We start from the raw sequence: 24,818 nt of genomic DNA, 5'->3' as shown, positions 1-24,818 counted from the left end.
CCGTACCGGCCGCGGGCTCATCGCCCCGCGGCCGGTAGGACGGTCGGCGTTCAGGAGCCGTCGGTCACGATGAACGGCGCGACGCGGATCCCCCCGGGTCAGGCCTTCGGGCCGCCCGCCACGTAGATCACCTGACCGGAGACGAACCCGGCGCCCTCGCTGACGAAGAACGAGACGGTGTTCGCGATGTCCTCCGGCTGGCCGGCCCGCGCCACGGGGATCGCAGCGGCCCTGGCGGCCACATAGGTGTCCCAGTCCTCGCCGATCCGCTCGGCCGTCGCCCTGGTCATGTCGCTGACGATGAAGCCCGGCGCGATGCAGTTGACCGTGACACCGAACTTGCCGAGCTCGATCGCGAGGGTCTTGGTGAAGCCCTGCAGTCCGGCCTTCGCCGTGGAGTAGTTGGCCTGGCCCCGGTTGCCGAGCGCCGAGGTGCTCGACAGGTTGACGATGCGGCCGAAGCGCTGCTCGACCATGTACTTCTGGACAGCCCGGGTCATGAGGAACGAGCCGCGCAGGTGCACGCCCATCACCATGTCCCAGTCCTGCTCCGCCATCTTGAAGATCAGGTTGTCGCGGGTGATGCCGGCGTTGTTGATCAGCACCGTCGGCGGGCCGAGCTCCTCGGCCACACGCGTGACGGCGGCGTCGACCTGAGCCGCATCGGACACGTCGGCGCCGACGGCGAGCGCCCGCCCGCCCGCGTCCTCGATCGCGCGAACCGTCGCCTTGGCCGCGGACTCCTCGAGATCGATCACCGCAACCGCGAACCCGTCACGAGCCAGACGCTGCGCAGTGGCGGCCCCGATTCCGCGGGCCGCTCCGGTCACGATTGCCACCCGGGCGGTGGTCTGGGTCATCTGATCCTCTTCCTGTCGACGACGCCGTCATCGGAGTCTTTCCCCCGACGGCGATGATCGCCAACTCCTGGGCACCGGCGCGGGATGTGGTGTCGGTCGCCCCGCGGACCCGCCGCGCCCACTCAGCCCGGCGCCCCCAGCAGCCGCGAGATCGTGCGTGCGGTGGCGGCGACCTCGGGTCCGAGCTCGTCCGGCGCACGGCCGGCCACGTCGGCGACCAGTTGGGAGACGCTCACGGCACCGATGACGCGGCGGGTGTGGTCGGCCACCGCGGCGCCGACGCAGCGCACGCCGGCCTCGTTCTCCTCCTCGTCCACCGCCCAGCCGCGGGCCCGCACCGCGTGCAGGTGCTCGACCAGCCGGTCGGGGTCGGCGATCGTGGCCGGTGTGCGGGCGTGCGGGGGCGCACGACGGAGCAGGGCCCGCACCGCGTCCTCGGGTAGCTCGGCGAGCGCAGCCTTGCCGATGGCCGTGCAGTGCAGCGGCACGGCCATGCCGATCCGCGACGCCATCCGGTAGGGCTTGTTGCCCTCGACCTTCGCCACGTAGACGGCCTCGTCGCCGTCGAGCACGGCGAAGTGGACGGTGCCGCCGCAGCGCTCCTGCAGGGCGTGGAGTTCCGGGGCCGCCCGTTCGGCGGCGTCGGTGCGGGCGAGCACGCGACCGGCCAGCCGCAGGATCCGCGGTCCACCCTCGTAGGTGCCCCGCTCCGTGACCCGGACGAAGCCGAGCCGGGCGAAGTCCTGCAGGATCCGGTGCACCGTGGACTTGTGCAGTCCGGTGGCGACGACGATGTCGGCGATCCGCTCGTGGTCGCCCAGCGCGTCGAGCACCGCGAGGGTCTTCTCCACTGCGTTGCTGCCGACCGGACGTGCCACCCCGCCAGCTTATGCGGCCCGACCAGGCGGTTCGCTCTCCGGCCACGGGCTCACGGCGGTCCTGCCGGCCCCGCGTCGGCGATGTCGATGTCCTTCATCTCCGGCGCGGCGACGAACGCCACGAACGACACCAGACACAGGGCGATGAGGTAGGCGGCCACCAGCCACGGGGCACCGCCTGCGGCGGTGACGAGCGCCGCGGCCACGAGCGGGGTGAACCCGGCCAGGGCTGCACCGACCTCCCGGGAGGTGGCGAAGCCGGTGTAGCGCACCCGCGCGCCGAACAGCTCGGCGTAGAAGGCGGGTTGCACGGCGATCATCGGAGCCACTCCGAAGGCGGTGGCGACGACGAGCGCGAGCACCACCAGCACGGGTTGCTCGGTGCGCAGCAGCAAGAAGTAGGGGAACGCGAACGCAGCGGTGAACACCACGGAGAAGATGTTCAACGGGCGGCGGCCGATCCGGTCCGACAGCGCCCCGTACACGGGTTGCAGGGCGATCACCACGATGCCGAAGACGATGACGCCGGTGAGCACGGTGCCCCGCGGGATGCCCAGCGTGCCTGTGGCGTAGGAGACGGTGAACGTGGCGTAGAGGTAGACCGCCGCGGTGTCGGCGATGTGGGCACCCACACCGATGAGCAGGTTGCGCGGGTAGCGCCGCAGCGCCTCCAGCACGGGCAGTTTCACCGTCTGCCGCTCGGCGGCGAGCGCCCGGAACACAGGCGACTCCGCCACCCGCAGCCGCACGTACAGGGACACGCCGATCAGCAGGAAGCTCACCAGGAACGGCACCCGCCAGCCCCAGGCGAACAGCTGCTCGTCGGGCAACAGGCCGACCAGCAGGAATGCGACCGTCCCCAGCACGAGGCCGATCTGCACGCCGGTCTGTGCGAACGAGGTGTAGAAGCCACGGCGCTCGGCCGGGGCGTGCTCGGCGAGCAGGGTGGACGCGCCGCCGAACTCCGCGCCGGCACCGAGCCCCTGCAGCACCCGCAGGAGGACGAGCAGCGCAGGCGCCCACGCCCCGATCGACGCGTAGGTGGGCAGCAGCCCGATCACACCGGTGGACACGCCCATCACCAGCGTCGTGATGATCAGCGTCTCGCGCCGGCCGATGCGGTCGCCGATGTGGCCGAACAGGATCCCGCCCAGCGGCCGGAACACGAAGCCCACACCGAACGTCGCGAACGCGGTGAGGGTGCCGACGGCAGGGTCGGACTGCGGGAAGAACAGGACGTTGAACACCAGCGCCGCGGCGGTGCCGTAGATGAAGAAGTCGTACCACTCCAGTGCGGTGCCGACCAGCGAACCGCTGACCACCCGGCGCAGCTCGACGGGCGTGGTCGCGGTCGTCGAGGCACCCGGCGCGACCGGGGTGGGCCGATCACCGTCCGGCGTCGGTGTGGCATCGGTGGACCGGGGCGTCGTCATCTCATCGCTCCTCGGGCGCTCGTTCCGGCACATGGAACTGCGTTCTAGGATGGCTGCGCACGATACGCCCGGTTCGTCCGGATGGAAAGCGCAGTCCAGCCGGTGCGCCCATGCCGCTCCGCAGTGCCGGCACCACGACGAGCAACCGTTTCACGACCGGCCCCGCGGGAACGCTTCACCGCGAACCACATCCGACGGGAAGGCCGTGCTGATGACCAGCTTCACCGGGCCCGACGAGCCAGCCTCGTTCGACGAGTTCCTCGCCCGCTACCTCGGCTCCGCCTCAGGCACCGGTGGTCCCCGCGGTCCGGCGCGGCGGGTCGACTTCAACCGGCTGATGAGCGCGGGCGCCCGCGAGCTCGTCATGGCCGCCGCGCAGGAGGCGATGGACCGCGGCGAGACCGATCTCGACACCCAGCACCTGCTGCTCGCCTCCACCGCGATCGACGCGACGCGCCGGTGGCTCGGCCGGGCCGGGGTCGATCCGGACGCCGTGGCCCGGCTGCTAGACGAACGGCTACAGCGCAGCGAGCCGACCGGCCGCGCTCCCACCCTCACGCCCGCCGCGAAGCGCGCGCTGCTCGACGGGCACCAGGTGGCGCGCTCCCTCGGCTCCACCTACATCGGGCCCGAGCACGTGCTGCTGGCCATCGCCGCCAACACGGAGTCGGCCGCGGGGAAACTGCTCGCACACGCCCTCTCCCGCGGCGGACCGACCGGCTTCGGGCCGCCGCAGCCGGGTATGCAGCCGGGTGTGCCCGGCGGGGCGCAGACCGGGCAGGGCGCGTCGAGCACCCCGACGCTCGACCAGTTCGGCCAGGACCTCACGGCAGCCGCGCGGGGCGGCCGGCTGGATCCCGTGGTCGGGCGCGCTGAGGAGATCGAGCAGACCATCGAGGTGCTGTCGCGGCGCACCAAGAACAACCCGGTGCTCATCGGAGAGGCCGGCGTCGGGAAGACCGCCATCGTGGAGGGCATCGCCCAGCGCATCGTCGACGGCGACGTCCCCGACACGCTGCTCGGGCGCCGCGTGGTGGAGCTGCAGCTCTCCGGTGTGGTCGCCGGCACCCGCTACCGCGGCGACTTCGAGGAACGGCTGCGGGCGCTCATCGACGAGATCCGGCACCACGGCGACCAGCTGATCGTCTTCATCGACGAACTGCACACGATGGTGGGCGCGGGCGGAGGGGGTGGGGAGACCGGGGGCGCCATGGACGCGAGCAACATGCTCAAGCCCGCACTCGCCCGCGGCGAGCTGCACGTCATCGGCGCCACGACGCTCGACGAGTACCGCAAGCACATCGAGTCCGACGCCGCGCTCGCCCGCCGGTTCCAGCCCGTCCTGATACCGGAACCGAGCGCCCAGGACGCGATCGAGATCCTCAACGGGCTGCGCGACCGCTACGAGGCCCACCACCAGGTGCGCTACACCGAGGACGCGCTGCGCGCAGCCGTCGAGCTGTCGGACCGCTACATCACCGACCGGTACCTGCCCGACAAGGCGATCGACCTCATGGACCAGGCGGGGGCACGGGTGCGGCTGCGCACCCGCACGCCTTCGAGTGACCGGCGCGGGATGGAACGCCGGCTCGAGCAGCTCGAACGGGACAAGGACCAGGCCGTGGCCCATGAACAGTACGAGCGGGCCACCGAGCTGCGTGACCAGATCGCCGAGCTGCGCACCCGGCTCGGCTCCGGGGACGACCCGGACGACAGCGTTCCGGAGGTGGGGGTCAGCGACATCGCCGATGTCGTGTCGCGCCAGACCGGCGTGCCGGTGTCGGAGCTGACCGAGACCGAGCGCGACCGGCTCCTGCGCCTGGAGCAGGAGCTGCACAGCAGGGTGGTGGGCCAGGACGAGGCCGTCACGGCCGTGGCGGAGGCGATCCGGCGCAACCGAGCCGGGCTCGGCGACGAGGGCAGGCCGGTGGGGAGCTTCCTGTTCCTCGGCCCCACCGGCGTCGGCAAGACCGAGCTGGCCCGGGCGCTCGCGGTCGCACTGTTCGGCGAGGAGGACCGGATGGTGCGCCTGGACATGAGCGAGTACGGCGAGCGGCACACCGTGGCCCGGATGGTCGGGGCGCCGCCCGGCTACGTCGGCTACGGGGAGTCCGGCCAGCTCACCGAGGCCGTCCGGCGCCGGCCATACTCCGTGCTGCTGCTCGACGAGATCGAGAAGGCGCACCCGGACGTGTTCAACGTGCTGCTGCAGGTACTCGAGGACGGGCGGCTGACCGACGGGCAGGGCCGCACCGTCGACTTCCGCAACACCGTGATCATCATGACGAGCAACGTGGGCTCGGAACTGGTCTCCGGCCAGGGCGCGACCCTGGGCTTCGGCAGCTCCACCGACGCGGGGGCTCGGGACGACGCCGCGCTGCGCGACCGGATCATGCCGCGGCTGCGCGAGATCTTCCGTCCGGAGTTCCTCAACCGCATCGACGAGATCATCGTGTTCCGCCGGCTCGACCCCGAGCAACTCGCCACGATCACCGACCTGCTGCTGGAGGACACCCGCCGTCGCCTGCAGGCACAGAACATCAGCATCGAGTTCACACCTGCCGCGGTCCGGCGACTGGCTGAGCTGGGATATCAGCCCGAGTTCGGGGCACGTCCGCTGCGTCGCACGATCCAGCGCGAGATCGACAACCGGCTCTCCGGCCTCCTGCTCAACGGCAAGCTCGGGTCCGGAAGCCACGTCGCGGTGGACGCCCCCGACGGCGAGTTCGACATCCACGTCGGTAATGCCGTGGCTGCCGACTAGCCGGAATCCCACGGACCGCGGCCCTGCCCGTCCGCACGGGCGCCCTGCCGCTGCCCGAGGAGCTTCCATAGAGTGGCCATGTGGACCGCATCGGGCCGCCCAGCGCCGTCGTGTTCGACATCGGGGGTGTGCTGGGTGGCTCCGCCGACGGCATCTTCGCTTTCGCCGCCGAGCTCGGTGTGGCCGCCACGAGCTTTGCGGCGGCCTACTGGCGCCACCGCGACGCCTACGACCTGGGCAGCGCGGCGGAGGACTACTGGAACCGCGTGGCGAACGACCTCGGCCGAGACCTGACCGCCGCGCAGGTGCGCCGGCTGGACCTGGCGGACGCACAGCGATGGTCCGAGCTCGCCCCCGGAGCCGCCGACCTCATCGACGCCATCGCGCGGACAGGGGTGCAGCTGGCGCTGCTGTCCAACGCGCCCCGATCCATGGCCGATCAGGTACGCAGCTCCCGGTGGGGAGCGAGGTTCCCGACCAAGCTCTTCTCGTGCGACATCGGCCTCGCCAAGCCGGACCCCGGCGTGTACGCCACGGTGGAGGACGCACTCGGTCTGCCCGCCACCGAGCTGGTGTTCTTCGACGACCGGCCCGTCAACGTCCTCGCGGCGCAGCAGAGTGGGTGGTCGGCGTTCCGGTGGCAGGGGCCGCGGCAGTGCCTCACCGACCTCGCGTCGGCAGGTGTAGCGGTGCCGGGTGCCTGACCCGCGCACGGCTCCGACGATCATCGACGTCGCGCGGCGGGCCGGCGTGTCGAAATCGGTCGTCTCGCGCACCCTCAGCGGGTCCGGCGGAGTGGCGGCCGGCACGCAGGAGCGCGTCCGGCTGGCCGCCGCCGAGCTCGGGTACGTCGCGAACGCCATGGCCCGCGGGATGGTCGCCCGGCGCACGCACACCATCGGTGCGTTCGTGCGCGACGCCTCGAACCCGTACTACGGGCACCTGCTCACCGCGATGCAGGAGCACGCGGCCGCGCGGGGGTACCGGGTCGTGACGGCCACGGGGTCGGGGAGCTTCGCCGTCGCCGACGAACGACGGGCGTTGGAGACGCTCGTCGGGCTCCAGGTGGAGGGGCTCGTGGTCTGCAGCGGTCTGCTCCCCGTCGCGGATGTCCTGCCGCACGCCCGCCGCGTCCCGACGGTCCTCGCGGGTCGCCCGGCTACCGATAGGGCCCTGAGCAGCGTGTACTGCGACGAGATCGACGGCGGGCGCGGCATGGCCGACCATCTGTGGTCGCTCGGGCACCGCCGGGTCGCGGTCGTGACGCTGCGGCCGGAACGCTCGCTCACGCAGGCCCCGCGGACCGCAGAGATGGCCCGGCGGTTGCATGAGTTCGGCGCCGACGTGGTCGAGGTGCCTGACGAGGAGGTCCGCGCAGGCGACGACGGGATCAACGGGCTCGTGGAGCGCCTTCTCGCGGATCCGGCGATCACGGCGGTCATGGCTCCCACCGATCACTACGCCCTCGCGATCCTGGAGGCGCTGGACCGGCGCGGCCTGCGGGCACCGGACGACCTCTCCGTCACCGGCTACGACGCCGTTGCTCGGTCTCACGACATGGGTGCAGCCGCTGGCCGACCTCGGCACGCGCGCCGTCGACGAGGTCGTTTCCCACGTCGAAGGACTCACCACAGATACCCGCCACCAGGCGATCAACGGACAACTGATCAGCGGCCGGACGGCCGGACCGCCACGCCGCTGAGCCGTTCCACCTCGTTCAGGGCCTGTTCAGCCCGCATCGGCGCCGCGGCCACCCGTGGGCAGCAACGTTCCTGACGTGTTGGGGAACGTTCCCACGCCGCTGTCCCGGAACCGCTTCGCCGGACCGTTGTTGATGGCGCCGTGCCTGGTGCTGCTCGCCCTGTTCGCCTATTGGCCGACGGCGCAGAGCGGCTATCTCAGCGTGCACGGGAGCGACCTGCTCGGCCGTCCGACGCGGTTCGTGGGGGCGGAGAACTTCGAGCGCCTGGGCAGCGATCCCGAGTTGCGCCGCGTGATCCTGACGACGGTGCTGATCGCCGTGCTCACCACCGCCCTGGCGACCGGTGCCGGGCTCGCCGCCGCGCTCCTCATGCGCGGGGCGGCACCCCGGGGCGGGCGTGTCGCCTCCCTCGTACTGTCGCTGCCCTTCGCCTACTCCACCGCCGCCGTGTCGGCCACGTTCGCCGGCCTGTTCGCCCCGGCGGTGGGCATCCTCGACCGGACGCTGGCCGTGGCCGGCATCGCCGGGCCGAACTGGCTCGCGAGCCCGGCGTCGGCGATCGCCGCCATCGTCATCACGACCGCCTGGTACGAGTTCGGATTCACCTTCCTCGTTCTGGTCGCGGCGATCTCCCGGCTGGACCGTGAGGTCCTCGAAGCCGCCGCGCTCGACGGGGCCGGGGAGGTGCGCACCGCGTTCTCGATCGTGGTGCCGGCACTGCGCCCGAGCCTGCTGTTCCTCGTGGTCACCCAGACCGTCGCCGGGCTGCAGATCTTCACGCAGGTGCAGGTGCTGACCGGGGGCGGCCCCTCGGACGCCACCCACACGCTGGTCTTCGAGCTCTATCAGCGGGCCTTCGGCGGCGGGTCGCCGCAGTACGGCACGGCGTCGGCGTTGGCCCTGCTGCTGCTCGTGCTCGTCGTCCTGGCCACGGCGGCCCAGTTCCGCCTGGCCCGGGAGCGCTCGTGACCACGTCGGCGACGACGCGCCCGCGTGCCGCCGGGGCGGCGTCCCCGCCCACTGCCTCCGCTCGGACACGGGCGGCGTCGTCCCGGACGGGCAGCGTGCTGCGCTGGGCAGGGCTCGTCGTGCTCTGTGTGATCGTGCTGTTCCCCGTCTACGCCACCCTGGCCACGGCCTTCCTGCCGGCCGGCGACGTCGCCCGCGGGGACCTTCTCCCCGACCCGCGGCGGATGACGCTCGACAACGTCCGGCAGGCCCTGAGCGTGATACCGCTCCTCCAGCAGTACCTGGTCAGCGTGGCCGTCACGGTGCTGCAGACGGGCGCCCAGCTGATCACGGGATCCCTCGCCGCCTACGCGCTCGTCTTCCCCGCCTGGCGCGGGCGGACCGCGGCGTTCGCCGTCGTCGTCGCCACGCTCGCGATCCCCGGGGAGAGTGTCGTCATCCCGAACGTCGAGACCGTGAGCGGCCTGGGGCTGCGCGACACCGTCGTCGCGATCGCACTCCCCTACCTGTGCGTCGCGTATCCCGTGTTCCTCCTGCGGCAGGCGTTCACCACCCTGCCCCGGGAGGTCTGGGAGGCCGCGCGGCTCGACGGCGCGGGCCACCTGCGCTGTCTGGCCCACGTGGTGGTGCCGATGACCTGGCCGCAGCTCGTGACGGCCGCCCTATGGTCGGCTCTGTCGGCCTGGAACGGGTACTTCTGGCCGCTGCTGATCACCGACTCCGCCGCGCACCGCACCGTGCAGGTCGGCCTCGCCCAGCTCGTCGCCGGCGAGTTCGGCGCACCGGGGGTGATCTACGCCGGCACCCTCGTCGTGCTCGCCCCGACACTGCTGCTGGTGCTCCTCGGGCAGCGGTTCCTCGTGCGCGGCCTGGCGGCGCGGATCACCTGACCGCCATTCCCCCGCTCGCCCGTCACGTGTCCTGATCGACCGTCCCCGTCGAGCGCGGGGAGAAGGGAAGTCCATGCGCACGGACCACCGCACCCGGCGGCGCCTCGCCGTCACCGTTCTCGCAACCCTGGTGACCGCGTTGAGCGCCGCCTGCTCGAGCTCCACGGCTCCCGCCTCGGGCCCCGCACCCGGCCCGTCGGCACTCGCGCAGGCGGGGCCCGTCACCGTGACCCTCTGGTACGGCCTCGGCGGTGCGGCCGGCAAGGCGCTGCAGGACGCCGTGGCCGGTTTCAACGCCCACAACGGCGACCACATCACCGTGCAGGCGGTCTTCCAGGGCGACTACGACGACACGCTCGCGAAGTACACCTCGGCCATCCGGGACGGCAACACACCCGACATGCTGCTCTCCAATGACGTGTCCACCGGCTTCATCCACGACGCCGGGCAGACGGTCAGCGCGCAGGACCTCGCGGCCGCGAACCCGGGCGAGCTGAACCTGCAGGATCTCCGCCCCGCCGCGCGGAACTACTACACCGCCGACGGGAAGCTGCTCTCGGCGCCGTTCAACACCTCGATGCCGATGCTGTACGTCAACGACTCGCTACTGACGAAGGCCGGGGTCGACAAGGCCACGCTGACCACCATGACCGGGCTGGACGCGGCGGCGCGGAAGATCCACTCGGCGATACCGGAGGTGGCGGGGTTCGCCGAACCCCAGGGCGACGGCTGGTGGTTCGAGCAGATGACGGCCGCCGCAGGTGCCGAGTACTGCACGCCGGACAACGGGCGCACGGGCACCGGCGCCACCGCTCTCAGCCTGAACAACCCGGAGCAGCGCGCCGGCCTGCAGACGGTCACGGGCCTCTACGCCGACGGCGTCGCCCTCAACACGGGCTCCGACGACGATGCCCTCACGCAGGCGTTCATCGCGGGCAAGGTGGCGATGATGTTCAACTCCTCGGGTGTCATCGGCAACCTCACCACGGGTGGCCTGACCGGGTACACGGCCCTCCCGATCCCGCTCTCCGGGCCGGCAGGACAGGCCGGTGCGATCATCGGCGGCGCGTCGCTGTGGGTCAGCGGCCCGGGCCACGACGCCGCGCACCAGGCCGCGAGCTGGAAGGTCATCAGCTATCTCGACTCCCCGCCCGTGCAGGAGCAGTTCTCGCACGCCTCCGGATACGCGCCGATCAACGTCAGGGTCGACCAGAGCCCGACGCAGCAGCAGTTCCTCGCGCAGCACCCGGCCTGGGCCGCGGTGATGCAGGAGTTCGACCACACTCCGGCGAGCCCTGCCACGGCGGGCTGCCTGTCCGGCGCGCTGCCGAGGGTGCGGCAGGCCATGATCGCGTCGCTGTACCGCGCCTTCGGCGGCACCACCCCGTTCGACGCCGCGATCTCGGACGCCCAGTCCACCAGCACGAACATCATCCGGGACTACCGCGAGCAGGCCGGCCAGTGACGCGCTTCTCCCCCGGCGCGGCCGGTGACCCCTACCGCTACGGGGTCTACCTCCGGCCCGACCCGCGTACCTGCCTGGCGGTCACCAGGATCACCACGCACGTGCGCGCGCAGTTCGGTCTCGTATCCGCCGGGGCGTTCCCGCCGCACGCCACGCTGGTCGGCAGTGAACACCTCGGCCGCGACGAGGACACGATCGTCGACGCCGTCACCAAGGCCCTGGTCCCGCTGACCGCGTTCCCGGTGGTCAACCAGGGGATCCGGCGACCGGGTCGCGGGGTGATCTTCGACGTGCACCACCTCGCCGACGGGGCTCCCAACACGTCATTCGTGGAACTGGCCGCGGCCGTGGACGCCGCCGTCGCGCCCCTGCGCCTGCCCGCCGACGATCCCGAGCCGAACAGGTTCGACACCGCGACGTTCCGGGCGCACCTCTCGCTCGCCTCGCACGACCTCTACGAACGACCCGAGCTGGGCGACGAGGTGGAGGAGTTCGTGCGAGGACTCGGTGTCGAGGCCCCCGCGATGTTCCTGGGCGACACGGTCGCTCTCTACCGCACCTGCGCCGACGACTGGAGCGGCCGGTGGTGGCACACGCTCACGTGGGAGCACCTGCACACCTGGCGGCTGCCGGCGCCGTGATCGTTCCGATTCCCCGAACACCATCGACCTCAGGGACCGCCCATGACCCGCTTCTCGCCCCGCCAAGCCGGGGATCCCTACCGCTACGGGGTATTCTTGCGCCCGGACCCGCGCACGAGCCTCGCCGTCACCACCATCACGACGCAGCTGCGCGCGCAGTTCGGGTTCATCTCCGCCGACGCGTTTCCGCCGCATGCCACCCTGGTCGGGAGCCAGCACATCGGCCGCGACGAGGACATGATCGTCGAGGCCGTCACGAAGGCCGTCGCCCCGCTGACGTCGTTCCCGGTGGTCAACCGCGGCATCCGGCGGCTCGGTGACGGCGGCGCCGTCGTCTATGACGTGCACCACCTCGCCGACGAAAGCCCGAACACCCCGCTCGTCGAGCTGGCCGCCGCCATCGACACCGCCGTGGCACCGCTGCGCAGGCCCGCCGAGGACCCCGAGCCGAACCTGTTCGACCGCCAGGCCTTCCGCGCGCACCTCTCCCTGGCCTCGCACGACCTGCGCCTGCGGCCGGACCTGAGCCAAGAGGTCGAGGAGTTCATCCACGGGCTCGGGATCGAGGTGCCACCGGCGTTCCCCGCGGAGTTCGTCTCCCTCTACCGCACCCGCAGCGACGACTGGAGCGGCCGGTACTGGCTCACCCTTACGTGGGAGCACCTGCACACCTGGCGGCTGCCCGGGGCCGGCTGACCGCTCTGGAGGCCGTCCCGTGATTGGCCGCCCCCTCCGCGGCCAACCACAGGACGACCGGCGACGACATGGTCAGCTCGAACCAGCCGTGTAGGACGCCGGCGTGCACCACGGCCCTGGGAATCGCGAGAAGCCGCCCGGTAGGCGGGCACTCACGGCTGCACCTTCTGCAGAAAGTCCGGTCCGAGGTCACGCACGCTGCCGGCACCGAGCAGGGTGAGGACCGTGTGCATCTCATCGCGCAACAGCTGGTGGATGCGCCGGACCCCGGCCTCACCCGCGGCGGCGAGCCCGTAGGCGGCGAGTCGGCCGATCACAACCGCGTCAGCGCCCAACGCGAGCGCCGTGACCACATCAGTGCCCGAGCGGATACCACTGTCGAGGGCGATCTGTGCCCGTCCGGCGATCGCGGCGGCGACCTCGGGCAGCTGCTCCAGCGCCGCGGGAGCCCCGTCGAGCTGGCGCCCGCCGTGGTTGGACACGAGGACCGCGGAAGCGCCGGCATCCACCGCCGCGGAGGCGGCCTCGGCGGTCAGGACGCCCTTGGCCATCCACGGCAGCCGGGTCGCCGCCATCCGCTCGCTCAGCTCCGCCCACGTCCAGTCCGGCTCGGTGCGGGTGAACAGCTGCCCGAAGACCTCGTCGAGCGCCACCGGACCGCCGACCGGGTAGTTGCCGGTCAGGACGGCCGGGTCCGGGTCGAACCTGTTGTGCCGGGTGCCTTCGCGCCAGCCGACGGTCGGGCAGTCGACCGTCACACACACGGCGCCGTACCCGGCGTCCTCGATCCGACGCAACATGGCGGCGAAGTTCGCGGGCCTGCCCATGGGGTGGATCTGGGCGATCCGCGCCGCGACCGGGGCGGCTGCCGCGACCGCCTCGACCGCGTGGGTGCCTGCCTCCGGCACGATGCTGGCCACGCCCTCGGCCGCGTTCGCCCGAGCTACGGCACAGTGCCCCTCGGGGTGAAACAGCCCGTCCGCGCCGAACGGCGCGGTCAGGATCGGGAGCCCCAGCGGGACGCCGAGGAAGGACGTGGCCAGGTCCGGCGCGCCGATGCCGGTCATGATCCGCGGGCGGTAGGCCCACCGTTCGAATGCCTGCCGATTACGCCGCAGCGTCACCTCCCGCCCGGCACCGCCGTCGAGGAAGTCGCGGACGTCCGACGGCAGCCCGGCGCGGGCCGCCTCGACGATCTCCGACAGCGTCGCAAAATCGGCATCTCGTGGGAAGTAGCTGATCACGTCGTCGGGTGCCGCCATTATCAGGCCCTTTCTGCTGGTGTTCGGTCCGCGATCACAAGGCGGTCGATCACCGTGTCCTGGGACGCGGTGATCAGACCGACGAGCAGGGAAGCAGTGGTTTCACCCCGGGTCCGGCTGAGAACGGGTCGTCGCGAGCTGCCGGGCGGGCTCCGTGGAGTCGCGCCTCGACCGCTCGTCCCACCTGGACGGTCTCGTGCGACAGAGCCAGGGTCAACTCGGCGACCGATGGTTTCGCGGAGCACCTCGAGCCGCCGGTGTGTGCGGCAGTTCGGTGGCAACGAACACCCGGTCCGCAACGGGTTCCACCTGCTCCGGCGCCAGCAGAAGGGCTCGGCATCGGCATTTCCTTGGGTGGTGTGACTCAGGAATGGTCGACGAGTGGTGCACAAGAGCCATCTCACCTGGATTCGCACCCACAGGGGTGGAAACCGAACCAGTTGAACCACCGGGGCACGTCGCCGATGGCTCGCCCGCCGAACCGCAAGCGTCCGAACAGCCGGAACGTCGCGGCCGGGTCCCGCTGACGCGGCCGCCGCACTTCCTCGATCGATACGCGCGGACCCGCCGGATAACTCACGGTTTTCGGCATACACGACTGGTCAGCCGAAAATGCCGATTGTCTACATCGTCCTCCGTTCTCAAATATCTCAGTGTCGTGATGACCAGATAATCAGCCGAGGGAGGTAGCTACAATGGATACGGTCTCCATTAGTTGGTTGCTCCGATGGAGAAGTGCACTAGCAGTGGGGTGGGTGTGGACGAGGGAGGCTGGCTGGAGCTGCTTCTGACCGAGGCGCCAGAGGCCGAGTTCGCGGCCCACGAGCATCGGCTGGCCCAGCAGCGAGGCTCGACCGAACGCGCCGCCGGCGAGGCGGTGGCCGCGTTGCGTATCCGGGCCCTGCTCCAACAGCGCACCCAACGGGCCCGCGAGCTGGCCACGCTCAACGAGGTCGCCGCAGACCTCACAGCCACCGGCCGGCGCGACCAGCTAGCGCTGATCGACGACATCGTCGTGCACGCCCGGAGGGTGCTCGGGGTGGACATGGCCTACCTCGGCCTCGTGGAGGCGAGTCGCCGGCTGCGGATCCACGCGGTGAGCGGCGCGCTCACCCCTCACATGGTCGGGATGTCGATGGCGGCCGAAGCCGGGCTGGCCGGCGAGGTACTGAGCCATACGCGGCCGGCCTGGACCGACGACTACGAGACCGCGCCGTTCAGCCATCACCCGGACAACGACGCCGCCGCCCGGGCCGAGCACGCCCGGGCCGTGCTCGGAGTGCCGTTGCTCGGCCGCGACCGGGTACTCGGGGTGCTGTTCGTGCTGGAGCGGCGGCCGCGCCGATTCACCGGGGAGGACATCGCGCTGCTGGTCGCGCTGGCCGCGCACGCCGCCGTCGCGCTGGACAACCAGGGATTGGTGCAGCGGTACCAGGACGGGTTGGCCCAGCTCAACCGGGTCAACTGCGAACTGGAACGGCGGACGGGTGAGCTCGAGCAGGCGCTGCGCTGGGACAACATGCTCACCCAGGTGGTGTTACGAGGCGGTCAGGTCGCGGACCTGCTGGCCGAGGTCCGTACGCTGGTCGGCCGCCCGGTATACCTGGTCACCTCCGACGGTCCACCGCCGGAAGGCATGCCGGCGGACCGACTGGCCGCCGCACACGCCACTCTGGCCACTCTCGCCACCAGTTCGACCAGCCGTTCCGCCAGTGGTTCGACTGCCCCCGTCCCCTCGGAGCCTGGTCTGTACCCGGTGGTCGCCGGTCGCCGCGTCCTCGGCGCACTGGTCACGGTGCCCGCACCCAGGCTCGCCCACACCGAGCCCGCGCTCGGGCCCGCACTCCAAGCCGAGAGCCTCGGCTCCGAGGTTGTCACCGGGTCTGAAGCGTCCGGTGACATCTCCCGAGCTCAGCCTTGGGGGCCCGGATCCGTTGGGGCGGGTTCGGCGACGGCAGCAGATGGATCGAGGTTCCTGGATGACCAGTTCATCGACCGGCTGCTCGCTCGCGCGGCTCCGGCGCTGGCACTCGCGCTGACCAGGGCCGAAGCGGTCGACGAGGCGGCCCGCCGAGCGCGCGACTCGTTCCTGTCCGACCTGTTGAACAACCCCGGCGCCGACCCGGCCGTGCTCGACCGCCAGATGCGGTTCGCCGGTCTCGACCCGTCGACCCGTTACGACGTGCTGGTGGCCACAGCCGGGACCACCACGACGGGCGACGAGCTGGCCGCGTTGCGGGCAGCGGCGCCCAAGAACGCGGTAGTCGCCGACCTCGGGTCGCGCACGGTCATCGTGCTCCCCCAGGATGCGGTCGAGGCGGTGACGGATTCCTGGAGCACCCGCTTCGGCTCCGTCACCGCCGGGCTGGCCGGCCCGGTCGCCGCTGGGGCACGTGGCACACACGCCGATGGTGCGGACGGTCCGGAGCAGGCAGGCGCGCGGCTGGGGCGGACCTACCGCGAGGCCGGTCAGATCGTGGACGCGCTGCTCGCCCTCGGACGGGTCGGCGAACTCTGCACCGCCGAGGACCTCGGCATCTACCGCGTGCTGCTCAGCACGGCCGGCCGCGCCGGCCTGCGCGCGGCCATCGAACGCAACCTCGGCCCCCTGCTGTCCGCTGAGCAACGACGAGGCGTCCCGCTGGGCGCGACGCTCTTGGCCTACCTCGAGCACAACCTCCGTCCCGGAGCAGCAGCCGAAGCGCTCGCAGTGCACGTCAACACCCTCTACCAGCGGCTGGAGACGGTGACCGCGGCGCTCGGGGACGACTGGCGCCAACCCGCCCGCCGACTCGACCTTCATCTCATGCTGCGCCTCCGCGCCGCCCTACGGGCGCTACCCGACTGACGCCGCCGTCCCGACAGCCCGGATCAGCGGCGCAGGCCGGCCACCACCCGGAGATCGGACACCAGAGCGTCGAGCGCCTCGTCCCGGGTCTCCGGCGGCCCCCGGAGGATCGCCGACGGGTGCACCGTGGGCACCAGTTGGTGGCCCTCCCAGTCGAGCACCTTCCCGCGCGCGTCGGTGATGCGGAAACGGGGACCCAGCAGCGCCTTGCCCGCGACCGCGCCGAGGGTGGCCACCGCGGCAGGCCGCACCGCGCGCAGCTCGCCGTCCAGCCACGGGCGGCAGGCCCGGATGTGCGTCACGCCCGGCGTCTTGTGCAGTCGGCGGTTGCCCCGCTGCTCGAACCGGAAATGCTTGACCGCGCTGGTGATGTACACCTCGCCCCGATCGATTCCGGCGCGCTCCAATGCCGTGTCGAGCACCCGCCCGGCCGGCCCGACGAACGGCCTGCCCGCGATGTCCTCCTTGTCGCCCGGCTGTTCCCCCACCAGCATCAGCCAGGCTGCGGGTGGGCCTTCGCCGAACACCGTCTGCGTGGCGGACTTGTAGAGCTCGCAGGCCGTGCAGTGCGCGGCCTCGTGACGCAGCGCGTCCAGGGCGATCTCGGCGGTCCCCACCCTGTCGTGCTACCCACACCAACGGCCGGGGAACCGTCGCGCCGTCTCAGTCGCCCCGGGCTGCGGCCAGCAGTTCTGCGGCCGCCTGGGCGTCGGAGGGCAGGGCCAGCACCACGCCCGCCGCGAACGTCCGGGCCGCTCGCACGAGCTCGGCTGCCAGCTCCACGCCGGCCCGGGCCGCTCCGCCACCCGCGGCCCTGTCCCGGCCGCTGTCGGCGCGGTCGAGCGCAACGAGGGTGGCCGCGGGCACCGCCGTGTCGGGCACCTCGTGCGCGAGGTACTCCGCCTCGGCGAAGCTGCGCAGCGGCCGCACGGACACGAGCAGCGGAGCCGGCTCGCCCAGCACGTCGCGCAACCGCAGCAACGAGTCGAAGTCGTAGACGGGCCGCGTGATCATGAACTGCGCCCCCGCCTCCACCTTGCGCAACGCACGGGTGGCCTCGGCCTGCAGGTCGTGCGAACCCGGCGCCACCCGGACCCCGATCTCGAACGCGGTCTTGCCCGCCAGCCGCAGCCCGTTGCAGTCACGGCCGTCGTTGAGGCCTGCCAGCAGCTCGACCAGGCCGATGGAGTCCACGTCCCACACTCCGTCGACGTGCGGGTAGTCGCCGAGCAGCGGGGGGCTGCCCGTCTCGCACACCACGCGGCGCACCCCGAGCGCGTGCGCCCCGAGCAGGTCGGCCTGCAACGCCATGATCGTGCGGTCCCAGGTGGTGACGCTCGCGAGCGCCTCGACGTCGAGCTGGTTCTGCAGGTGAACGGCCAGGTTCACCGGGTTCAGCTGGGCCCGTGGGCCGTCGCCGGCGGGTACCCACACCCGGTTCACACCCAGCGCCTGGACGGCCTCGGCCTGCGTGAGCGCCTCGGCGACGTGCCCGGCCTGCGGTGCCTGGATCTCGGCCAGCACCTCGAAGCGCGGTCCGGGCCGCTCGGCGGCGGATCCGGCGGCGGCGGGCTCGGCCACGGCGGCCGCACGGCGCGAGGCCACGCCCGGGACGGTGCGGGCGATCGCGCGGACGACCGCATCGAGGTGCGCCGGGGTGGTGCCGCAGCACCCGCCCACCACCGAGACGCCCGCCGCCACGAGCAACTGCGCGTAGCGGGCGAAGTAGTGCGCGTCGACGTCGTAGGAGAAGCGGGGACCGCTGGTGCGGCGCGGGAGCCCGGCGTTCGGCAACGCCGACATCGGGAGGTCGGTGTGGGAGCGCAGTTCCTGCACCACCGCGAGCACGCCCTGCGGCCCGAGGGTGCAGTTGGTGCCGAGCGCCGCAACGGGCAGGTCGGCCAGCGCTGCGCACACGTCGTGCGGGGTGTCCCCGCCGAGGGTGCGCCCGTCGGCGGCGAACGTGGCCTGGGCCAGCACCGGAACGCCGGTCGCCACGGCGACGCCTGCGGCCTCCACCAGCTCGTCGAGGTAGCCGAAGGTCTCGAGCACGAGCACGTCGACCCCGGCGGCGACGAGCGCTGCCACCTGCTCGCGCACCGCTGCCTCGCGGTCGGCTGGCGCCACCCGGCGCCGCTGCTGCAGTGTGACCGCCGGGGCCACCGATCCGGCCACGAACACGGGACGGCCCGCTGCCGCCGCGGCCGCCCTGGCGACCCGCACGCCCGCCATGTTGATCTCGGCCGTGCGATCGCCGAGGCCGTGCACCTCCAGCCGCAGCCGGCTCGCCCCGAACGTATTGGTCTGGATCAGCTCCACCCCGGTGGCGAGGTAGCTGTCGTGGATCCGCTGCACCTGGTCCGGATCGGACAGGTTCAGTTCCGGTAGCGCCCGCTCCAGCGGGTTGCCCGCGGCGTGCAACACCGTGCCCATCGCACCGTCGGCGACGAGCACCCCCTGTGCCACCCGCTCCCGGAACCCCTCGGGCGACCCGTTCGACCCTGTCATGGCACGTCCCCCAGCACTTGCATGATCTCGCACGCCAGCTGCGCCATCAGCCGGTCACGGTAGTGGTCCAGCCGCAGGCCCGCGATCTCCTCGACCCGCCGGATCCGGTAGGTCACCGTGTTGGGGTGCACGTGCAGCTCCCGGGCGGTGCGCTGCGGGCTGCCGTTGCAGCGGAACCACTCGCAGAGCGTGCCCACCAGATCGGCGCGGTGCTCCCGGTCGCGCACGAGCTCGCCGAGTACGTCCGCGGCGAAGGCGCGTAGCTCGCCGAGGTCGGGCACCTGCAGCAGCAGCCGGTGTACCCCCAGGTCGTCGAAGGCGAGCACGGCGGGCGCCCGGCCCATCCGACGCGCCGCGTCGACCGCGCTGCGCGCCTCGGAGTAGCTCCGGGAGATCTCCCCGGCCGTGCGGCAGCACCCGCCGACTCCCGCGACGACGGCCGCGTCGGGATGGCGGTCCAGCACGGCCGCCCGGCACTTCTCGGCCAGCGCACGGACCCCGTCGAGGCCGCAACCGCGGTCGGGGGGCGCCGGCACCACGGCCACGACCTCCGTGTCCCGCAAGGCGACGATGGCGCCCGGCATCCGGCGTGCGATCACGTGCTGGGCCGGCGTGAGCACGCGGGCGGTGTCGGCAGGGGCGCGCCCCGCGCTGCCGTCGAGAAGCCCGACGGCAAGGACGTGATGGTCGGTGCCCCGGACGAACCCGAGGTGCCCGGCCCAGCGCTGGGCCTCCTCGTCGTCGCGGTCCTTGGCCAGCAGCAGGCCCTCGATCAGGTCGGTGCGGGCCCGGCCCGCGGCTGCGGCGACCACCCGCTCGCGGCCCAGGATGATCCCGCAGATGGTGGCCGCGTGCTCGGTCAGCAAAAGGTTCAGGTCGTCGTCGAGCTCCTGTTCCGGCGCACGGGGCTGCGCCGGCGGCAGCGTCACGAGGTACGCGGCGACCTCGTCACCGACGAGGATCGGCGCCACCACGACCGGCCCCACGACCGGCCCGGCGTCGACGCCCAGTCCCGGCAGCGACACCGGCCTGCGGTTCTGCGCGGCCGCCGCGAGGACGGGCCCGAGCGAGGCGGACGCCGAGGTCTCCGCCAGCCGCTCCCCCGTGTCGGCAGGCGCGGCGGCGAGCACCTCGACCGCGGGCCCCAGCACGGCGACCGCCGATCCCGTGCGGTGCGCGACGAGCCGCACGACGCCGTCGACGTCGGAGTCCTGCGAGGCGAGGCCCGACAGGTGGCTGTAGACGGCCACCAGCTCACGCAGGAGCACGTTCTCCCGCCGGTCGCCCGCCGCCGTCGCGGCCGGAGCGACCCGTGACGGATGCGCCGACGCAGGCATGGGGGGAGCGTAATCACCTCTGTCCGATTGACCCAAGGATCAACGGTCGCTCTTTGTGTTCCGGCACATGTGATCGGCGCCATGGCCTGGATAACGTCAACAACACCCACCGGGACGACGAAGCGAAGGAGCGGGCGTGGACACGACTTCGAGGCCGCGACAAGATCTGCGCACCGCCGCCGAGAGCTCCCCGGTCGGCCCGCTCCTGCGCGAGCTGGAACGCATCTCCGGGCATGCCGACACCGAGCGTGCCGCCGCTGACCAGGCTGTCATCGCCGCACTGCGCGCGGAGGTCAGCGCTCTGCGGGCGGCCGTGGCACACCTGCGCGCAGGCACCGCCGCGCTGCCGAGGCACCTGCAGCCCGTCGTTGCGCGCGCCATGATCGCTGTGGAGTCGGCAGGCTCCGACCCTTCCACGTCCACGGGCTGAGTGCCCGCGCGGCTGTAATCGGCCACAAACGCGGTGACCGCTCGCGATTCGACAGCACGTGCGAGGGAGAGGCACCCCGATGACGGAACGGCCGCACCCCACTCCGCCGGCGGCATCCGCGCGCGGCACCTATCGCCTGGCTCCGTTCCTGCGACCGAACTCCGCGTATCGACGAGTGGCCGCCTGGCTGGAGCGCTCGCCGCGGGCGTTGCGCGTGTTCACCGCCGCGGAGCGGCGCACCAAGGAAGCCGTGTTCGGCTGCCGGATGTGTGGTCAGTGCGCGCTTCCCGCCACCGGCTACGCCTGCCCGATGACCTGCCCGAAGCAGCTGCGCAACGGGCCGTGCGGCGGGGTGTCGCCGAGCGGCGCGTGCGAGGTGTACCCGGCCGAACGCTGCGTCTGGGTCATCGCCCATGAACGGGCCGCGAGCGCGGGCCGGGCGGACGACCTCGCCCTGCTGCAGCGGCCGGTGGACCACCGCTGCGGTGGGTCGAGCTCCTGGGTCAACTACTGGCTCGGCCGTGACGAGAACCTCTGGACCGGCGACGACGGGCTCGCCGACCGTCCCGCGATCCACCGCACGCCCGTCGACCTCGGGCTGCCGGCGGTGCGCACGTGAACGCGCCACCGCAGCTCCGCACGGCAGGCGGCCTGCGCGGTGCGCTCGCGGCGGGCCGGTTCGCGGTGACGGCCGAGATCGGGCCGCCCCGCGGGGTCGATCCGCATTCCGTCCGGCAGTCGGCGGCGCTTCTGCGGGGCTGGGTCGACGCCGCCAACGTCACCGACAACCAGGGGGCCCACGTCCGGCTCTCCAGCCTCGCCGGGAGCCTGCTGGCGGCCGAGGCCGGTGTGGAGCCGGTGATGCAGCTGACCTGCCGCGACCGCAACCGGATCGCGCTGCAGTCCGACCTGATCGCCGCCGCCACCCTCGGCATCCCCAACGTGCTGCTGCTCACGGGGGACCACCCCAGGTTCGGTGACCATCCGGACGCGAAGCCGGTGTTCGACCTCGACAGCGTCCAGCTCGTGTGGACCGCCCGCACCATGCGGGACGACGGACTGCTGCTCTCCGGGCGGCCGCTGGACCCGCGGCCGGGGTTCCTGATCGGCGCCGTGGAGAACCCGTTCGCCCCGCCGGCCGACTTCCGCGCGGCGCGGCTGGGCAAGAAGGTGGCCGCGGGCGCGGAGTTCTGCCAGACCCAGTTCGTGTTCGACGTCGCGGGCTTCGCGCGCTTCATGGCCGAGGTCACGGACCGTGGACTGGACACACGCTGCGCCGTGCTCGCCGGAGTGGGCCCGATCCGGTCGCTGCGCGCATACGAGTTCATCCGCACCAAGGTGCCCGGCATCCACGTCCCCGACGAGGTCGGCCGCAGGCTCCGCGGTGTGCCCGCCGACCGCGTCGCCGCGGAGGGCGTGGCGATCTGCGTGGAGACCATCCAGGCGTTGCGCGAGATCCCCGGTGTCGCCGGGGTGCACATCATGGCGTTCGGCTACGAGCGTGGGATCCCTGAGATCCTCGAGCGGGCCGGGCTGGAGAGGAGTGCACGTGCTGGTTGAGATCCGGCCGGCGGCCCGGCTGCGGGGCAAGAACGCCGTGGACATCACCGCGGCGCTGGCCCCGGTGTTCGGCGCCCTCGGCACCGAGAACGCCGACGACGGGCCGGTCACCGACCTGTCCCGGCTGCGGGTGGTGGCCGACTGGGTTCAGTACCGCAACAACTTCCGCACCCCCATCGAGCTGCGCCCCGTGGTCGGGGGTGGATCGCCCGAGCTGGCCCTGGACCTGCGCGGGCTCTCCGGGGCGGACCCGGACGCCGTCAGCTCCGGGGTGGGCGCCGCCCTCCACGCCCACCGGGGCGGGGGCGCGAGCGCCCGCCACGTGATCCTGGAGGAGTGGGCGCCCAGCCGCTCCAGCCTGATCTGGGCGTTCAACTCGCTGTACTGGCAGCACCTGCAGCTGTGGGAGGAGGCGACGGGGCAGGGCTACGAGTCGGCGCTGCCGGGCGGGCAGAGCGACGCTCGCCACCTGGAGCCGGTACGCGAGACCATCGGCAGGCTGTTCGCGATCTGGGACTCGCTGGCCGAGCGCCGGGCGCTGCCCGAGGAGCTCTACGTCGTGGAGCTCGGCGTGGGCAACGGCAACCAGGCCAGCACCTGGCTCGACACGTTCGTCGAGATGGACCGGGCACACGGCCGCGAGTACTACCGGCGCCTGCACTACCTCATGTGCGACTACTCCCCGCACGTCCTCGAGATGGCCAGAGCCACCGTCCGCGGCCACGCCGAGCACGTCAGCTCGTTCGTGCTCGACGCCATGCGCCCGCTGACCTCGCTCGCCTTCCTGAAGTTCAAGGTCTTCTTCGTCTACATCTCCAACGTCTACGACAACCTGCCCACCGACGAGATCGCCACGATCGGGCAGCGCGAGCACCTGGTGGAAGCGCGGGCCTACCTCCCCGAGCCCGAGGCCGAGGCGATCGCCGCGGGCCTCGGGATCGAGCAGCAGGCGCTCGCCGCACTCGTGCAGAAGCTGCTGCGTCTGGGTCCCGCCCTCCTGGCCGAGGCGATGCCGCAGCACTTCGCCGACGTCCCCGCGGCGGTGCAGTTCTGGCGGGCCTGCTGGCAGGCGTTGAAGCTGCAGGAGCGCTACGTTCCGCTGCACGGCCTCGACACCTACGAGATCGCACCCGGCATCAACGGCGAGCTGCTGCGGCCGTTGCTCTCCACCGGCGGGGACGTGCGGATGCACGTGTCGAACGGGGCGGCCACGAGCTTCGCCGAGACACTCCCGCTGCTGCACCCCTACGGCACGTTGCAGTGCCACGACATCGTCGTCACCGACTCCCACCAGTTCCGCAACAGTTTCCGCGGTCCGGGCAAGTACGACGGGTCGGTCGTGAACTGGGTGAACGGGCCGCTGCTCGCCCACATCGGTGCCCGCAAGGGCTTCGACGTCTCGTTCGCGCCGTTCCGGCGCAGCGGCAGCAACATCACCACGATGACGGCGGACGTGAGGGACTGATGACCGTGACGACGGCCCAGGAGACGATCCCGGACACGGCCCCGGCGGGCCCGCAGGCCGCACCGGAAACTTCGCCCCGGCCCACCCGCACGCTGCTCCCCACCACTGTGATCGGATCATGGTCGGTGCCGGACTGGCTGGAGCGGGCCAAGACCGGTGTCCACCACGGCAGCGTGAGCCGAAGCCAGCTCGCGGACATGCACGACATGGCGGTGAAGGCCGCGCTGAAGGACCAGGAGGTGGCAGGCATCGACATCGTGTCCGACGGTGAGCTGCGCCGCGACAACGACATCGACTACCTGCTGGCCCGCGTGCCCGGCGTCGAGGTGCGCGACGCCGTGAAGGCCTTCTACTTCGACTACCTGGACCTGCACCTGCCCAGGCCGATCCCCGACCCCGGGCCGGGGCCCCTCGGGCTGGTTCCCGACCTGGAGTTCACCCTCGCGCACACCGACCGGCCGGTGCGGTTCTCCGTCACGGGCCCGTTCTCCCTGTCGCGACGGCTGCGGTGCGGAGGCACCGCCGCCTACTCGGAGCGGGCCGACCTCGTGCGCGGGATCGCCCGCGTGCTCAACGCCGAGGCCCGCGCGCTCGCCGCGGCGGGCGCGCAACTGTTGCAGATCGACGAACCGCTGCTCGCAGGGCACCCTGAGGACGTGGGGCTCGCTGTGGAGGCGGTCAACATCGTCACCGAGGACGTCCCGGTCACCTGGGCGCTGCACGTCTGTTACGGCAACCGCTATGCCCGTCCCCTGTGGGAGGGGCACTACGACTTCCTGTTCCCCGCCGTCCTGGACGCCGCGGTCGACCAGCTCCTGCTGGAGTTCGCGCGCAAGGGCGACGAGGACCTGAAGCTGATCGAGCGACACGGGTGGGACCGCGTGCTCGGCGTGGGCGTCCTCGACGTGAAGACGCCCGACGTCGAAGCGGTCGACGTCATCGAGAAGCGCATCGAGCGCGCTCTTCAGGTTCTGCCCGCCGATCGGATTCTCGTCACCCCCGACTGCGGGCTCCGGCATGTGCCGGCCGACGCCGCCCGCGCGAAGCTGCGCGCAATGACCAGCGCGGCCGCCGCTGTCCGCGACCGTATCCAGAAGGAGAACACGTGAT

21 protein-coding genes are annotated in these 24,818 nt (G+C 72.1%); 14 read left to right on the top strand and 7 right to left on the bottom strand.

The annotated features are described in order from the left end of the window. Positions 1-98: 98 nt before the first annotated feature. The 3 genes from fabG to ABD743_RS26425 all read right to left on the bottom strand — a co-directional run bounded on the left by fabG (position 99) and on the right by ABD743_RS26425 (position 3,171). The gene (gene fabG, locus ABD743_RS26435; protein ID WP_344724923.1) at positions 99-860 is read right to left on the bottom strand and encodes a 3-oxoacyl-ACP reductase FabG; all 762 of its coding nucleotides are present in this window, start codon (positions 858-860) and stop codon (positions 99-101) included. A 122-nt stretch (positions 861-982) separates the two neighbouring features. Next, on the bottom strand, positions 983-1,738 hold the full coding sequence (locus ABD743_RS26430; RefSeq protein WP_344724922.1) for an IclR family transcriptional regulator: 756 nt from the start codon (positions 1,736-1,738) through the stop codon (positions 983-985). 50 nt (positions 1,739-1,788) lie between these two features. Next, positions 1,789-3,171: an MFS transporter gene (locus ABD743_RS26425; RefSeq protein ID WP_344724921.1), complete on the bottom strand. Its 1,383-nt coding sequence runs from the start codon at positions 3,169-3,171 to the stop codon at positions 1,789-1,791. Between the two features lie 211 nt (positions 3,172-3,382). On the opposite strand from ABD743_RS26425, the gene ABD743_RS26420 reads away from it, so the two are divergent. From ABD743_RS26420 to ABD743_RS26385, 8 genes are all read left to right on the top strand, one after another. Continuing rightward, the gene (locus ABD743_RS26420; RefSeq protein WP_344724920.1) at positions 3,383-5,935 is read left to right on the top strand and encodes an ATP-dependent Clp protease ATP-binding subunit; all 2,553 of its coding nucleotides are present in this window, start codon (positions 3,383-3,385) and stop codon (positions 5,933-5,935) included. 80 nt (positions 5,936-6,015) lie between these two features. Continuing rightward, positions 6,016-6,639 carry an HAD family hydrolase gene (locus ABD743_RS26415; protein WP_344724919.1) on the top strand — a complete coding sequence of 208 codons (624 nt, stop codon included), beginning with the start codon at positions 6,016-6,018 and terminating at the stop codon, positions 6,637-6,639. Then, positions 6,632-7,711 carry a LacI family DNA-binding transcriptional regulator gene (locus ABD743_RS26410; RefSeq protein ID WP_344724918.1) on the top strand — a complete coding sequence of 360 codons (1,080 nt, stop codon included), beginning with the start codon at positions 6,632-6,634 and terminating at the stop codon, positions 7,709-7,711. The genes ABD743_RS26415 and ABD743_RS26410 overlap by 8 nt, the downstream gene beginning before the upstream one ends. A 1-nt stretch (position 7,712) precedes the next feature. Then, complete coding sequence (locus ABD743_RS26405) at positions 7,713-8,606, top strand: carbohydrate ABC transporter permease (RefSeq protein WP_344724917.1); 894 nt, start codon at positions 7,713-7,715, stop codon at positions 8,604-8,606. Next, positions 8,603-9,496 carry a carbohydrate ABC transporter permease gene (locus tag ABD743_RS26400; protein ID WP_344724916.1) on the top strand — a complete coding sequence of 298 codons (894 nt, stop codon included), beginning with the start codon at positions 8,603-8,605 and terminating at the stop codon, positions 9,494-9,496. Before ABD743_RS26405 ends, ABD743_RS26400 begins: the two co-directional genes overlap by 4 nt. A 73-nt stretch (positions 9,497-9,569) precedes the next feature. Beyond that, positions 9,570-10,961, top strand: a complete 1,392-nt coding sequence (locus tag ABD743_RS26395) for an ABC transporter substrate-binding protein (RefSeq protein ID WP_344724915.1) — start codon at positions 9,570-9,572, stop codon at positions 10,959-10,961. Continuing rightward, positions 10,958-11,602, top strand: a complete 645-nt coding sequence (locus tag ABD743_RS26390) for a 2'-5' RNA ligase family protein (RefSeq protein WP_344724914.1) — start codon at positions 10,958-10,960, stop codon at positions 11,600-11,602. Before ABD743_RS26395 ends, ABD743_RS26390 begins: the two co-directional genes overlap by 4 nt. Before the next feature lie 42 nt (positions 11,603-11,644). After that, complete coding sequence (locus tag ABD743_RS26385; protein ID WP_344724913.1) at positions 11,645-12,298, top strand: 2'-5' RNA ligase family protein; 654 nt, start codon at positions 11,645-11,647, stop codon at positions 12,296-12,298. A gap of 152 nt (positions 12,299-12,450) precedes the next feature. Here the strand turns inward: ABD743_RS26385 and ABD743_RS26380 are convergent, their stop codons facing one another. Next, positions 12,451-13,560 carry an alpha-hydroxy acid oxidase gene (locus ABD743_RS26380; protein ID WP_344724912.1) on the bottom strand — a complete coding sequence of 370 codons (1,110 nt, stop codon included), beginning with the start codon at positions 13,558-13,560 and terminating at the stop codon, positions 12,451-12,453. Between the two features lie 727 nt (positions 13,561-14,287). On the opposite strand from ABD743_RS26380, the gene ABD743_RS26375 reads away from it, so the two are divergent. After that, a complete protein-coding gene (locus ABD743_RS26375) occupies positions 14,288-16,408 on the top strand; it encodes a helix-turn-helix domain-containing protein (RefSeq protein ID WP_344724911.1) in 2,121 nt (706 codons plus the stop codon). A 23-nt stretch (positions 16,409-16,431) separates the two neighbouring features. On the opposite strand, the gene ABD743_RS26370 is transcribed toward ABD743_RS26375, so the two are convergent. Genes ABD743_RS26370 through ABD743_RS26360 form a run of 3 tightly spaced genes read right to left on the bottom strand, consistent with a single transcriptional unit; the run spans position 16,432 to position 20,253 of the window. After that, entirely contained in the window at positions 16,432-17,025 is a 594-nt protein-coding gene (locus tag ABD743_RS26370; protein ID WP_344724910.1) for a UdgX family uracil-DNA binding protein, read from the bottom strand. A 46-nt stretch (positions 17,026-17,071) separates the two neighbouring features. Continuing rightward, positions 17,072-18,916, bottom strand: coding sequence for a bifunctional homocysteine S-methyltransferase/methylenetetrahydrofolate reductase (locus ABD743_RS26365; protein ID WP_344724909.1), 1,845 nt, complete (start codon positions 18,914-18,916; stop codon positions 17,072-17,074). After that, positions 18,913-20,253 carry a PucR family transcriptional regulator gene (locus ABD743_RS26360; protein ID WP_344724908.1) on the bottom strand — a complete coding sequence of 447 codons (1,341 nt, stop codon included), beginning with the start codon at positions 20,251-20,253 and terminating at the stop codon, positions 18,913-18,915. Before ABD743_RS26360 ends, ABD743_RS26365 begins: the two co-directional genes overlap by 4 nt. 136 nt (positions 20,254-20,389) lie before the next feature. On the opposite strand from ABD743_RS26360, the gene ABD743_RS26355 reads away from it, so the two are divergent. From ABD743_RS26355 to ABD743_RS26335, 5 genes are all read left to right on the top strand, one after another. Further along, complete coding sequence (locus ABD743_RS26355; protein ID WP_344724907.1) at positions 20,390-20,683, top strand: hypothetical protein; 294 nt, start codon at positions 20,390-20,392, stop codon at positions 20,681-20,683. A 79-nt stretch (positions 20,684-20,762) separates the two neighbouring features. Continuing rightward, on the top strand, positions 20,763-21,302 hold the full coding sequence (locus ABD743_RS26350) for a methylenetetrahydrofolate reductase C-terminal domain-containing protein (RefSeq protein ID WP_344724906.1): 540 nt from the start codon (positions 20,763-20,765) through the stop codon (positions 21,300-21,302). Then, positions 21,299-22,243: a methylenetetrahydrofolate reductase gene (locus ABD743_RS26345; protein WP_344724905.1), complete on the top strand. Its 945-nt coding sequence runs from the start codon at positions 21,299-21,301 to the stop codon at positions 22,241-22,243. Before ABD743_RS26350 ends, ABD743_RS26345 begins: the two co-directional genes overlap by 4 nt. Then, on the top strand, positions 22,233-23,708 hold the full coding sequence (locus ABD743_RS26340) for an SAM-dependent methyltransferase (RefSeq protein ID WP_344724904.1): 1,476 nt from the start codon (positions 22,233-22,235) through the stop codon (positions 23,706-23,708). Before ABD743_RS26345 ends, ABD743_RS26340 begins: the two co-directional genes overlap by 11 nt. Next, positions 23,708-24,817, top strand: coding sequence for a uroporphyrinogen decarboxylase/cobalamine-independent methonine synthase family protein (locus ABD743_RS26335; protein WP_344724903.1), 1,110 nt, complete (start codon positions 23,708-23,710; stop codon positions 24,815-24,817). The genes ABD743_RS26340 and ABD743_RS26335 overlap by 1 nt, the downstream gene beginning before the upstream one ends. Position 24,818: the final 1 nt, after the last annotated feature.

It is taken from the genome of Pseudonocardia yunnanensis (genome assembly GCF_039534065.1).
Classification (GTDB): domain Bacteria; phylum Actinomycetota; class Actinomycetes; order Mycobacteriales; family Pseudonocardiaceae; genus Pseudonocardia; species Pseudonocardia yunnanensis.
This window is presented reverse-complemented; position numbering and strand designations above follow the sequence as displayed.